The 12828-nt window shown below is 66.7% G+C and carries 12 protein-coding genes; 8 read left to right on the top strand and 4 right to left on the bottom strand.

Annotated elements, in window-relative coordinates:
• The first annotated feature begins 466 nt into the window (after positions 1-466).
• Genes ACPDIX_RS02565 through ACPDIX_RS02530 form a run of 8 tightly spaced genes read left to right on the top strand, consistent with a single transcriptional unit; the run spans position 467 to position 9264 of the window.
• Complete coding sequence (locus ACPDIX_RS02565; protein WP_423430212.1) at positions 467-1165, top strand: PTS sugar transporter subunit IIA; 699 nt, start codon at positions 467-469, stop codon at positions 1163-1165.
• Between the two features lie 14 nt (positions 1166-1179).
• A complete protein-coding gene (locus ACPDIX_RS02560) occupies positions 1180-3165 on the top strand; it encodes a proton-conducting transporter membrane subunit (RefSeq protein WP_423430211.1) in 1986 nt (661 codons plus the stop codon).
• Positions 3162-4073 carry a respiratory chain complex I subunit 1 family protein gene (locus tag ACPDIX_RS02555; RefSeq protein WP_423430210.1) on the top strand — a complete coding sequence of 304 codons (912 nt, stop codon included), beginning with the start codon at positions 3162-3164 and terminating at the stop codon, positions 4071-4073. Before ACPDIX_RS02560 ends, ACPDIX_RS02555 begins: the two co-directional genes overlap by 4 nt.
• A gap of 4 nt (positions 4074-4077) precedes the next feature.
• On the top strand, positions 4078-4719 hold the full coding sequence (locus tag ACPDIX_RS02550; protein ID WP_423430209.1) for a hydrogenase: 642 nt from the start codon (positions 4078-4080) through the stop codon (positions 4717-4719).
• Between the two features lie 3 nt (positions 4720-4722).
• Positions 4723-6207 (top strand): proton-conducting transporter membrane subunit, encoded by a 1485-nt coding sequence (locus tag ACPDIX_RS02545; RefSeq protein WP_423430208.1) that lies wholly within the window; start codon positions 4723-4725, stop codon positions 6205-6207.
• Entirely contained in the window at positions 6204-7730 is a 1527-nt protein-coding gene (locus ACPDIX_RS02540; protein WP_423430207.1) for a hydrogenase, read from the top strand. The genes ACPDIX_RS02545 and ACPDIX_RS02540 overlap by 4 nt, the downstream gene beginning before the upstream one ends.
• Positions 7731-7737: 7 nt before the next feature.
• Positions 7738-8514 (top strand): 4Fe-4S dicluster domain-containing protein, encoded by a 777-nt coding sequence (locus ACPDIX_RS02535; RefSeq protein WP_423430460.1) that lies wholly within the window; start codon positions 7738-7740, stop codon positions 8512-8514.
• Between the two features lie 45 nt (positions 8515-8559).
• Positions 8560-9264, top strand: coding sequence for a PTS sugar transporter subunit IIA (locus ACPDIX_RS02530; protein ID WP_423430206.1), 705 nt, complete (start codon positions 8560-8562; stop codon positions 9262-9264).
• A gap of 60 nt (positions 9265-9324) precedes the next feature.
• On the opposite strand, the gene ACPDIX_RS02525 is transcribed toward ACPDIX_RS02530, so the two are convergent.
• The 4 genes from ACPDIX_RS02525 to ACPDIX_RS02510 form a co-directional block, all read right to left on the bottom strand.
• Positions 9325-10941, bottom strand: coding sequence for a hypothetical protein (locus tag ACPDIX_RS02525; protein ID WP_423430205.1), 1617 nt, complete (start codon positions 10939-10941; stop codon positions 9325-9327).
• Positions 10942-10950: 9 nt separating this feature from the next.
• Positions 10951-11424, bottom strand: a complete 474-nt coding sequence (locus ACPDIX_RS02520; protein WP_423430204.1) for a hypothetical protein — start codon at positions 11422-11424, stop codon at positions 10951-10953.
• Positions 11408-12013 (bottom strand): RNA polymerase sigma factor, encoded by a 606-nt coding sequence (locus ACPDIX_RS02515; RefSeq protein ID WP_423430203.1) that lies wholly within the window; start codon positions 12011-12013, stop codon positions 11408-11410. The genes ACPDIX_RS02520 and ACPDIX_RS02515 overlap by 17 nt, the downstream gene beginning before the upstream one ends.
• A 350-nt stretch (positions 12014-12363) precedes the next feature.
• Positions 12364-12810 carry a hydrogenase maturation protease gene (locus ACPDIX_RS02510; RefSeq protein ID WP_423430202.1) on the bottom strand — a complete coding sequence of 149 codons (447 nt, stop codon included), beginning with the start codon at positions 12808-12810 and terminating at the stop codon, positions 12364-12366.
• Between the last annotated feature and the right edge of the window lie 18 nt (positions 12811-12828).

The raw sequence follows: 12828 nt of genomic DNA, 5'->3' as shown, positions 1-12828 counted from the left end.
TGTGGCCTCCGAGGAAATACCGGCAGCCTGCCGCAGAAACCGGCGGACACAAACCCCACCCACCCAGGCGCCCCCAAAGGACGTTTGTATGGGCAGGAACACCTCCGCCCCCAAGCGACCCGGCAGGCGCGTTCGGTTCACCTCCCTTCAGGGTCGGTTGCAGTCCGGACAACCCTCCTCATCGCGGTGCGCTGGTCGATGCCAGCCCCGCAAAGCACCCCATGCCTCCGGGCCATTGCGGGCTGTTGCGACTCAGGATCCCCTGCTTCAGAAAAGTTGCACTTGGCCGCGATTGAAAAGCCCGCTTTGCCACGGCCGGGTTTCACATCGCTGAGCCTTTGTTGCGGCTGGACCGGCCGGTTTCACGGGCAATCCCGCTTCGGACGACTTGACACGGATTGGTATTTATGTCAGAAAGCGGCGGCTTTGTCTTTTGTTCGGGATTTATGTCCATTCGAAGGGACGAATGCAATTGACCGTCAAAGACGTGGCCCGGTTGTTGGGCACCTCCGAAAAGAGCGTGTATCGGTGGATGCGCGAACGCGGGCTACCGGCGCACCGGGTGGGCGGCCAGTTCCGGTTCAACCGGGCGGAGTTGATCGAATGGGCAACCGCTCAAAAGGTGAACGTGTCGCCCCAAATCTTTGAGGAACCGGAAGCGGCCGGGCCGCTGCCCACGCTGGCCGACGCCCTCGAGACAGGCGGCGTGTTCTACCGCATCACCGGTGCGAACAAGGAGGCCGTCCTGGCCAGCGTGGTCGAGTACCTGCGTCTGCCCGAGGGGGCCGACCGCCGGCTGTTGTTGCAGATGCTCATCGCCCGGGAAAAGCTTGCCTCCACGGCCATCGGGGACGGCATAGCCCTTCCGCACCCGCGACACCCGATTGTGTTCCACATGGACCGCCCCCTGATCACGCTCTGTTTTCTGGAAAGGCCGGTGGATTTTGGTGCTCTGGACGGCAAACCTGTGCATGCGGTCTTCACGCTCGTGAGCCCCACCGTCCGTGGCCACCTGCACCTGCTCTCCCGACTGGCGTTCGCGTTGAAGGACGAATCGTTCAAGCAACTCATCCAAGAGCAGGCCGGACGGGAACAAATCCTGGCCGCCGCACGGGAGCTGAGCCGGCGTTTCGATGGGGTCTCACCCAACGATGCGCAATCTTGAGGAGAAGAAACGTCATGGAATGGCTCCTACTGGCTTTTTTCCTTTGGATGGGCTCGGGCTCGGCCGCCTGGCTGTTGTCCCGCTGGCGCGCCCTGAGCTCGCACATTGCAGCGGCGGGAACGGTCATTGCCGCGACCCTGGCGGCCCTGCCCGCCCTGCGCGTGCTGGCCGCCGGCGATGCACTGAGTTTCGTGCGGCCGTGGTCGGTGCCGTTTGGGGAGTTCGCACTGCGGCTGGATGCGTTGTCGGCGTGGTTTGTTCTGGTGATTGTGCTGGTGTCGGCGTTGTCAGCGGTCTATGGGGTGCAATACCTGGCTTCGACGCCGACCGGCAAATCGCTCGGGCCGTCGTGGTTCTTCTTCAATCTGCTGGTCGCCAGCATGGTCCTGGTGGTCGTGGCGGCAAACGCGGTGTTGTTCCTCGTGGCGTGGGAGGTGATGGCGCTGGCGTCGTTTTTCCTGGTGACGTTCGAGGACGAGAAGGAGGCGGTGCGCGAAGCGGGCTGGGTATATCTGGTGGCCACGCACCTGGGCGCGGCGTTTCTGCTGGCGTTCTTCCTGATCACCGCGCGCGAGACGGGCACGATGGATTTCGCGCGCTGGGCGGAGGCGGGGATTCATTCGCCGCAACTGGCGGGGGTGTTGTTCGTGCTGGCGCTGGTCGGGTTCGGGTCGAAGGCCGGCTTCATGCCGTTGCACGTGTGGCTGCCCGAAGCGCATCCGGCGGCGCCGAGTCACGTGTCGGCGTTGATGTCGGGCGTGATGATCAAGACCGGCATCTATGGCCTGTTGCGCGCGCTGACCTTTCTGGGCACGCCACCGGTGTGGTGGGGTTGGGTGCTGGTCGGCGTGGGGCTCAGCTCGGGCATCCTGGGCGTCTTGTTCGCACTGGCGCAGCGCGATCTGAAACGGCTGCTGGCATACAGCAGCGTGGAGAATCTGGGGATCATCACGCTCGGGCTGGGCGTGGGGCTGCTGGGTGTCAGCCTCGATCTGCCGGCGCTGATGGTGCTCGGGTTAGGCGGCGGGCTGTTGCACGTGCTGAACCACGCGTTGTTCAAGAGCCTGCTGTTCATGGGCGCGGGCAGCGTCCTGCACGCCACCGGCACGCGCGATCTCGAGCACCTCGGCGGGCTGCTCAAAAAAATGCCGTGGACGGGCGTGACGTTCGTCATCGGCGCGGCGGCGATTTGCGGACTGCCGCCGTTCAATGGGTTCGTCAGCGAGCTGCTGGTTTACCTGGGCGCGTTCCATGGCGGCAACGCGGCGGCGCAGGCGGCGTTCCCCGGCTGGCTGGTGATCGGCGGCCTGGCATTGATCGGCGGACTGGCGACGGCGTGTTTCACCAGGGCGTTCGGCATCGTCTTCCTCGGTGAACCGCGCACGGAACACGCGGGGCACGCGCACGAATGCGGCCCTTCGATGCGCTGGCCGATGGTGTTGCTGGCCGCGGCTTGTCTGGCGGTGGGCTTGGGTGCGCCGGTGGTGTTGCGCGGTGTGGCGCCGGCGATTGGCGCGTTGACGGGATTGAACGCGGAGCAAGTGGCGACGCCGTTGACGCGGGCGGGCGGTTGGCTGCAACCGGTGACCGTCGTGGCGTTGATCCTCATCGCGCTGGCGATCGGGTTGACCGCGCTGCGCCGGCGATTGCTGGCCGGACGCGAGGTGGGCGAAGCCGGCACGTGGGATTGCGGTTACACGCGGCCCACGGCGCGGATGCAATACACGGCGTCGTCGTTCGCCCGGCCGTTGACGTCCTTGTTCGCGCCGCTGTTGCGCACGCACGAACACGCGCACGCCCCGGAAGGGTTGTTCCCGAAGCACGGAAGCCTTGCCACGCACACGGAGGATGTCTTCCAGGAAGGTTTTTACGCGCCGCTGTTCCGCGCGGTGCGGTCGGGCCTGGGCCGGTTGCGTCGGCTGCAACAGGGAACGGTGCAGCTTTACATCCTTTACCTCGCGCTGGCATTGCTGGCGCTGCTGATCTGGAAACTGCGATGAGCCCGCTTTCGATTCTTTCCCCGATCCTGGCGCTGGGGCTGTCGCCGCTGTTGTTGGGCGTGATCAATCGCACCAAGGCGGTGTTCGCCGGGCGCAAGGGCACGCCGCTGCTGCAGGCCTATTACGATCTCTGGAAGCTGTTGCGCAAGGGCGCGGTCTACAGCCGCACGACGTCGTGGATGTTTCGCGCCGGACCGATCATCGGACTGGCGGCGGTGTTGACGGCGGCCCTGCTGGTGCCGCTGGGCAACGTGCGCGCGCCGCTGGCGTTTGCCGGCGACCTGATCCTGTTCGTCTACCTGCTCGGGCTGATGCGGTTCGTCACGGTGCTGGCCGCGCTGGACACTGGCTCGGCGTTCGAGGGCATGGGCGCGAGCCGCGAGGTGTGGGTGTCGGCGCTGGCCGAGCCGGCGTTGCTCCTGGGGCTGGCGGTGATCGCGCGGCTGACGCACAGCCTGTCGTTGAGCGAGATGTTCGCCGGGCTGCGCGTGGCGCACTGGCTGCAAATCGGCCCGGCGCTGGCGCTGGTGCTGGCCGCGTGGATCGTGGTGGTGCTGGCCGAGAACGCGCGCATCCCAGTGGACGATCCCAACACGCACCTCGAGCTGACGATGATCCACGAAGTGATGGTGCTGGATCACAGCGGGCCGGACCTGGCGTTCATCGAATACGGCGCGGCGCTGAAGTTTTGGGTGCTGGGGACGCTGGTGGTGAACACGCTGTTGCCCGTGGGCGGCGGGCACGCGGGCCCGAGCCTGGTGGTGGCGGTGGGTGGGTTGTTCGGCCTGGCGGTGTTCGTGGGCGTGGTGGAATCGGTCATGGCCCGGCTGCGGCTGGTGGTGCTGCCGCAGCTGTTGGTGGGCGCGGGCGCGCTGGCGGCGGTGGCGTTGATTCTGGTGATGAGGTAGGGCGATGAATCTCGATTTGATCCTGGTGCTGGTGATTCTCATGAACCTGCGCGTGCTGGCGTCGGGCCGGCTGGGCGCGGCGATCCGCATCGTGGCGTTGCAGGGCGTGTTGGTGGGGTTGGTGCCGTTGCTGGCGCCGGGGCACGCGCCGGGCTGGCGCGCGGCGAGCCTGGCGGCCGGCAGCGCGGTGTTGAAGGGCGGCGTGTTTCCGTGGTTGTTGTTCCGCGCCCTGCGCGAGGCGGAGATCGACAGGGAAATGCAACCTTTTGTCGGTTACGTGGCTTCCAGCCTCGCCGGCGTGGCGGCCCTGGCGGTGTCCTTCTTCCTGGGAACCCGATTGCCGGCTCCGGCTGTGGAGACGGCCGAATTGCTCGTCCCAACGGCATTGTTCTCGATCCTGACGGGCTTGTTTCTCCTGGTGGCGCGGCGACGGGCGGTGACCCAGGTGCTGGGTTTCATCATCCTTGAAAACGGTGTGTTCGTGTTCGGCACGGGCGTGATGCCCGGGACTTCCCTGCTGGTGGAGGTGGGGGTCCTGCTCGACCTGTTCGTGGCGGTTTTCATCATGGGCATCATGCTGTTTCACATCCGCCGGGAGTTCGATCATCTCGATGCGGATCGGCTCAGCACCCTGCGGGACGTGTGACATATGATCACCGGGACACTGCTGATTCTTCCCTGGTTGGCGGGACTGCTGGCCTTCGCCCTTCGGCCTGCCGGCCTGCGCAGGGCTCTGCTGGTCGGCACGGCGCTCGCCCATCTCGGGCTGACTGGCTCCCTGTGGTGCCGGCGGCCGTCGGTGGGGGGCACCGGCTGGTTCGGCCCGGATGGGCCGGGGCTGTTGTTCCTGGGCATCACGAGCGGGCTGTTTCTGGCGGCCTCCGTTTACGCCCTCGGCTACCTGGCACGCGAAGCCCGCGTCACCCACCGGGATTTCGAGGAGGGATTCCTGTTCCAAAACGAACCGGAAAGGGTCTTTGTGGGCTGCCTGCTGTGTTTCCTGGGAGCCATGACATTGGTGTGCCTGAGCCGGGAGCTGGGGCTGCTGTGGGTGGCGGTGGAGGCGACCACGCTGGCCAGCGCGCCCTTGATCTATTTTCATCGTCACCACCGCTCGCTCGAAGCCACTTGGAAATATCTGTTGGTCTGCTCGGTCGGCATCGCGCTGGCCTTGCTCGGGAACTTCTTCCTCGGGATGGCGGCGGCCCGGGCGGGGTCGAACGGCCAACCCGTGCCGCTGTCGCTCGACGCACTGCTCGTGGCCGCGCCCGGGCTGCAGATGCCCTGGCTGAAGGCGGCGTTCATTCTGTTGCTCATCGGCTACGGCACAAAGATGGGTCTCGCGCCGATGCACACCTGGTTGCCGGATGCTCACAGTGAATCCCCTTCGGTGGTGTCCGCCCTGCTGTCCGGGGCGGTGCTGAATTGTGCCTTCCTGGGAATCCTCCGCGCCTACCAGGTCTGCGCGGCAGCGGGGCAGGGGGAATTCGCCCGCGAGTTGTTGATTCTGTTTGGACTGCTCTCCATGGGTGTGGCGGCGGTGTTCATCCTGGGCCAGACCGACTACAAACGGCTGCTGGCCTACTCGAGCGTCGAGCACATGGGGATCCTTGCCCTGGGCGTCGGCCTGGGCGGTGCGGGCGCATTCGGCTCGGCCTGGCACGCCATCAACCATTCGCTGACGAAGGCCGCGCTGTTCCTCGTGGCGGGCAACATCCTCACGGTCTATCAAACCAAGTCCATCCACGACGTGCGCGGCGTGTCGCATGCGTTGCCATGGACGGGCGCACTGTGGACGGCCGGTTTGCTGGCCGTCACCGGCACACCGCCGTTCGGATCGTTCCACAGCGAACTGCTGATTCTCAAGGCGGCCCTGGACGGTCATCAGGGGTGGATTGCCGGGTTGTATCTCGCTTTGCTGGGTCTGATTTTTGTGGGCATGGCCACCGCCTTCCTGCGCATGGCGCAGGGCCGGACCCCGGGAGGGTTGGAGGTCCAACGGCTGCAGTACCTCGGTCTGGCCCAGGCACCACCGGCGGTGCTCCTCCTGCTGGTGCTGGCGCTGGGCGTGCATCTGCCCGAGGGCCTGCGCCTGTGGCTGCAGGAGGTGGCCCACGCATGGGGAGGCGCATGAGCACGGCTCAAAAGAGACTCTGTTTTCCCAATGCGCGGCAGCTCGGACAGGGCGAGATACCCGTGCTGCCGCTGGAAGCGTTCCGCAGGGAGGTCACCGCGGCAGTGGAACGCGGTGCGCGGGTGGCTGCGTTGTTCGCCCGGCCGCACGGTGCAGAAGGAATCCGCCTTCATGCCGTCCTGGCCGACGGCGCCCGGGGTCTGCTTTCGTGGTGCGCAGCCGACGTGGGCGATCGGTATCCCGCGCTCACGCCGGACTGCCCGCAGGTCCATTGGTTCGAACGGGAGATTGCCGAGCAATGGGGCGTCCTCCCGGTGGGACATCCCTGGCTCAAACCGATTCGATTCCACCGCGCTTATCGCGACGGCAAGGACGCCTGGAGCCGGCCGCCCCAAGCGCCCATCGAGCCGGGCGTCACCGATTTCTTCCGAGTGGAAGGAGACGAAGTGCACGAGGTCGCCGTGGGCCCCGTGCACGCAGGCATCATCGAGCCGGGGCATTTCCGCTTTCAATGCCACGGCGAACGCGTCTTGCACCTGGAGATTTCGCTGGGCTTTCAGCATCGCGGCGTGGAGCGGGCGCTGATCGGCGGGCCGAACAAGCGTACCGTGCCCTGCATGGAGACGCTGGCCGGCGACACCACCATCGGCCACACGCTCGCTTACGCGCAGGCCATCGAATCGCTGGCCGGCTGCAAGGTGCCCGCGCGGGCGCAGGCGCTGCGGGCCATTGCGCTCGAGCTGGAACGGCTGGCCAACCACACCGGCGACCTCGGCGCATTGGCGGGCGACGTGGGATTCCTGCCAACGGCCAGTTATTGCGGCCGGATCCGCGGCGATTTCCTGAACCTCACCGCGCTGATTTGCGGCAACCGGTTCGGACGGGGCCTGGTGCGGCCGGGCGGCGTGGCCTTCGACCTCGACGCCGATCGCGTGAAGGAATTCCAGCAGCGGCTGGACCAGGCTTATGCCGACGCGGCCAACGCCATCGAGCTGTTGTGGAACACGTCGTCGGTGCGCGCTCGATTCGAAAACGCCGGGCCGGTGTCGCGCCAGACCGCGTTGGATCTCGGACTGGTGGGCGTGGCGGCGCGGGCCTGCGGCCTCGAGCGCGACGTGCGTCACGAGTTTCCGCACGGCATGTATCAGTTCGCGCAGATCCCGGTCTCGACCTTCCCGACCGGCAACGTGTTCGCTCGGGCGTATGTGCGATGGTTGGAGATTCAACGGAGCGTCAGCTTCATCCGCGAACAACTCCGAGCCCTCCCCGATGGCCCCCTTTGCACGGACGTAGGCCCGCTGAGTCCCCACGCCGCCGTCGTATCGCTCACCGAAGGTTGGCGCGGCGAGATCTGCCACGTGGCGATGACCGATGCAGGCGGCCGATTCGCACTCTACAAGATCGTGGACCCCTCCTTCCACAACTGGGCCGGCCTGGCCATGGCTCTGCGCGATCAGCAGATTTCGGATTTTCCACTGTGCAACAAGAGCTTCAATCTCAGCTACTGCGGCCATGACCTCTGAGATTCCCATCCTCAACATCGTTGCGGCCCGGCTGCGCCAGGGGCACCGGACCATCCGCTACCCCGACGCGCCGCCGACATTGCCGGACCGGTTCCGGGGACGGCCGACCCTGGATCCGTCAAAATGCCCTCCGGATTGCCGCCTCTGTGCCGAGGTCTGTCCCACGGATGCAATCCGGTTCGAGAACGGGCAGCCACGGGTGGACCTCGGCCGCTGCCTCTTCTGCCCCGAATGCGAGCGTGCCTGCCCCGGGGAAGCCATCCGCTTCACCCCGGAACACCGCCTGGCCGCGCGAGCCCGTGAAGACCTTTTCCTGACCGGGAAGGAGTTCAAGCTCGCCAAAGCCCTTGACGAAGAATCGCGCCGCCTTTTCGGGCGGTCGCTCAAGCTCCGCCAGGTCAGTGCCGGCGGTTGCAATGCTTGCGAAGCGGACGTCAACGTGTTGAACACGGTGGTGTTCGACCTGGGCCGGTTTGGCATCCAGTTCGTGGCCTCGCCCCGTCACGCCGACGGCCTCCTGATCACAGGACCCGTCACCGCAAACATGAAAGCCGCCCTGCTCAAGACCTACGAGGCGGTGCCGCACCCGAAGTTGGTCATCGCCGTCGGTGCCTGCGCCATCAGCGGCGGACCCTTCGTGGATCATCCCGAGCAGCACAACGGCGTCACCGGACTTCTGAAAGTGGACCTGTACATCCCCGGGTGCCCGCCCCATCCGGTCACCATTCTGGACGGGTTGCTGCGGTTGCTGGGCCGGTTGCACGAACCGCACGCAGCCTCCTGAGCGTTGACCGATCGGACGCCGCGCCCGACACTGGAGGACGTTGCCATGCCGCATCGCACCCTGTCGCTCCACGAAGCGGCCGAACTCCTGCACGTGCCCGTGCCGGAACTCGAACGGCTCGTGAAGAAGCAGCTCATCCCGTTCGAGCGCCGGGCCGGTCGCGTGGTCTTCCGCAAGGCCGACCTCGAAAACTGGGCCTCGCAACGCATCCTCCGGGGCGATCCCGGCGAGTTGTCCCGCTTCCATCCCATGCGGCCCGACACCCTGGGCGCGCAACAGCCCATGCTGCGCGGCCTGATCCGACCCGAGTGGGTGGAGCCGGCGCTTGCCGCGCGTACACGCCCCTCCGTCATCCGCGAGATGGTGGCCGTGGCGGCGCGGACCGGTTGGGTTCACGACCCCGCCGAGCTGATCCAAACCCTCGAGGCCCGGGAAGAACTCTGTCCCACGGCCGTACCCGGCGGGGTGGCCTTTCTTCATCCGCGCGTGCAACAACCCTGGCGATTCGAACGTTCCTTCGTCGCTCTGGGCCGGGTCGAGCACCCGATCTACTTTGGTGCCCCGGATCAGGAACCCACGCGCTTGTTTTTCCTGCTTTGTTGCCTCGACGACGCCTCACACCTGCGCTTGCTGGCACGGCTCTGTCTGCTGGCCCAACGGACGGCCATGATCCAGGTGCTGTTGGCCGCTGCGGATGCCGAGGCCATGTGTGAAGCCGTCCTGGCAGCGGAGGAGGAAGCCCTCGGTTGATCCGCGCGCCGCGTCGGGTTCCCCCGGGACCCCGTTTCTCCCATCCTCCTTTGCGAAGCCTTATCGACCTCCTGCTCCGGCCGGTCTGTCACCGGACGCGGCAGGTGGCACGCGCCACACCAGATCCTCGGGCCACCGGCTGCCCTTGGCGACCTCGCTCTGCCCGCCATCGTCCCGGCGGTCCGGCCCGATGGAGTACAGCACGAACGCTTGCGGGCCCGTCCGACTGTAGCGCAGGGGTTTCCCGTCGAACGGATCGCGTGCCCACGAAGCCCCGCCGGCGACAGACTGGAGATCCGCCGGGAATTCCCCCCGCTCGACGCGGTACTGCTCCAGAACAGCCGCGGTACAGCACTCGCGAGCCACCGCCTGCGCAGTAACGATTCTCCGGACGATGTTGAAAACCGGCGGTGCCCAGATCCGGACCACGAAGTTGTAGGGCCCGGCCACGCCATGAGGTTCCACCTGCCTTTGCAACCGCTCCAAAGCCTCCCAGTCCGGCACCAAAGGATCGGCGGCCGGCACCGACGCAATCACCGCGGAATAAAACCGGCTCAACCGCACCATGTTCTGCCGGTACCAGCCCGATGGAACCCAACGTGCCAGTTCAACCAAGAGGGAAGGGTCCGAACCTTCGAAGATGGGAGTTCCCGCCACCAGACCCCGGTTGCGACGAACCTGTTCGATGCTGCTCAGTTCGAGGACCCGTTCCCCTCGCAGGGCCCGATGCAACGGCAGAATGAAATCCGACCGCTCCATCTCCTTCCGGACCGCCTGCCACTTCGCGACGTCCCACGCCCGAAGTGCCATGGCCTCCCACGGGATCTGAACGGTCATCAAATGCGCCGCCACCCGTGCCATCTGACTCACAAGGATCGGCTCCTCCTCCAGCGCCGCAACCAGACGCCGGGCCGTCTGCCAGTCCCTGTAGGCCTCGTCCGCGCGGCCCAATCGCAAATAACTCACGCCCCGCAACACCAGCGCGGTCACGTGAGAGCGAAGCAGATAGAGGTGAGGCAGCAACGCATCGGCGTTGTCCTCGTACCGGACGGGGAACCGTGCACGGGGCCGGCGCGCGGCTTCTTCGATCTGGCGAAACTGCTCCTCATAGAGGGAGAGCGCCGCCAGGACCTGTGCAGCCGCCGGGCTTCCCTCCGGCGCACCCGGAAACGGGCGTTCCACCTGGTCGGGCTGTTCAGGGTTCCGGAAATGCGCCGCCCACGCCTCCAGATCCACGAGCCTGCCCTGCATCCATGGTCTGATGTCCGGCAGACGGGAGCCGTAACCCCGCGGTGCCAACTCAATCACGACGCGGCGCTGAACGGCGTGCATGGCATCGAGCCGGTTGCTCACCCCCGGCTCAGCAAGCTCCCCATACAAGGCATCGAACATTTGCGCGTAAATCGGCGCAGCAGCCAGGTTCTCCTCCGGCTGGGGCGCGGCTGACAGCAGGTCCTTCCAGGTGAGCGGTTCACCGGACTGCCGCAGCCGGGCCTCCTCGGCCTTCCACGCACGCCATCCGCGATAGTTCTCCACCGCGTAAAACAGCACGAGACCGGAAACGACAACGAGAACCGCCCACAACAGCAGTCGCGTCCATTGTGCCCCGCCGGTACCGGCGTGGGCATCGCCCGCCGGGGCCGCTGAACCGATATGCATGTCTCGTTTCATGTTCACGGCAGCACCTCACGCAAGGAGGGAACGGCTTGACACCACGTGGTGCCGGTGCGCCCGCCCGGACAACGGCCTCACCGGGTCGGTCTGCCAGTCCGCATCGTCACCGGAAGCGTCCCATCGGCTGACCGATACATCGTGAAGGTCGAACTCCAGCAAGCGCCTTAGTTCGGCCCGCTCCCGGGCCGCCCCCACGGGGGCGGATGATTTCCCAGCCACGGCCGAGGCCAGCACGCCGTGACGGCTGTCCCACGCCACCCAGCCCTGCAACAGCGCGGCCATCAACCAGGTGACAGCCAGCCCCAGCCGGAGCCTCCGCGGCATGCCGAACCACTGCCCCCACCAGCCGGCAACCGCGGCGCTGAAGACCCGCACCGACGACCGACGCCGCCGATCGAGCGAAAGCAACAGCCCGGCACGCACGGCATCCAGCCGCGGCGTGGCGTCCCGATGGCGTTCCAGCAAAAGTTCACGTACGCTTTTCATCCTTTCTCTCGACCTCCCATCCTGGCTCCCCGCATTCGGCCCGAAGCCGGCGGCGCGCGTGGTGGAGCCGGCTTTTCACCGTGCCCACAGGGACCTCAAGAATTCGCGCAATGTCTTCGAGGGAAAAATCCTCCAGGCAATGAAGCACCAGCACCGCCCGCTGACTCTCCGGCAGACCCGCCAGCGCCCGGAAAAACCGCTCTTCGTCCTCGCGCCGGATCAGCCATTCATCGGGCGAAGGTCCCGGATCGGGCGCAGCGGTGAGATCGCATCCAACCTCCTCCTCCGAAGGGTCCGGCCCCTCCGGATGGTGGCCCCGGCGGCGCAGCAGGTCCGCACAACGCTGGCGTGCAATGCCAAAGAGCCACGGCCCAACCCTTTCGGGATCCCGAAGCCGGTCCACGTACCGGACGGCCCGCGCGAAGGTTTCCTGCACAACGTCCAGGGCGTCCTCTTCGCTCCGGACCAGCTCCCGCACCCACACGAACAACGGCAACTGGTATCGGCGGAACAACCGATCCCAAACGGCCGCGTCGCCCCGGCAGGCGCGTTCCCATTGCTCGCGCGTCCAGTGGCCGTTTTCTTGCATGGCCACCAGTAGGAACGCACACGGGGTGCAAAGGTTCAACCCCCCGCAGGACAGCCGCATGGCACCCCCCACGATGTCGCCCCGCCGGCAAACGGCCTGCCCGATCGCGACGCGAATCGGACTGCGCCCGGGTTCACACGGAGCGCCGGTTCAAGCGCGGCCGGGGGAGACTTAAGCCCGTACGTCCAGCCCGCCACTGCACGAGGCACGCCACTTCTGCCCCATCACACCATGACGTGCAGAGAACAGGAAAACCGGGGACCATCGTTGGCAACTCGGGGGGCGCAGCCCACCACACCGGCAGGGATGAAGATCATCCACAGCGGCGCTTCAACGGCGTGCGGTATTCCTCAGCCCGCTGCGGACCGGCAGCGGCGGTCGAGCCAGCGCCGGAGTCGGTGGAGCCCTTTTTGAAGCGACTCGACCCCGCGTGCGGAGAGTCCCTCGCCCAGAGCGAAATCCTCGCCCGGCAGCTCCAGCAACCACGCCGGGGGCACCCGGCCGTACAGCGCGCCCGCCAGACCGAGAATGCTCTCGGGCGCGCAATCGTGCGAACCGACCGTGGCGGCGGTGTTCGGACGCAGGCGCCGCAGTCGCACGGACCCGATGCCCGGCAGGGCGGCATCCACAAACACCACGGCCGCCGCCCGACTGACCGGTTCGGCCAGCTCGGGTGTGAGCTGGTGACAGGCGCGCACCTCCACGCCGGCCGGACTTTCGGCGGCCAGTGCCTCGGCCAGCGCCACACCGAGTCCGTCGTCCCGGCGGAGGGTGTTGCCGTAACCAAGGATCAGCACCGGTCCCTCCGGCTGGGT

Source organism: Limisphaera sp. 4302-co, assembly GCF_049537155.1.
GTDB lineage: Bacteria > Verrucomicrobiota > Verrucomicrobiia > Limisphaerales > Limisphaeraceae > Limisphaera.
Note: the sequence above shows the minus strand (reverse complement) of the source record. Positions and strands in the feature narration are given on the sequence as shown.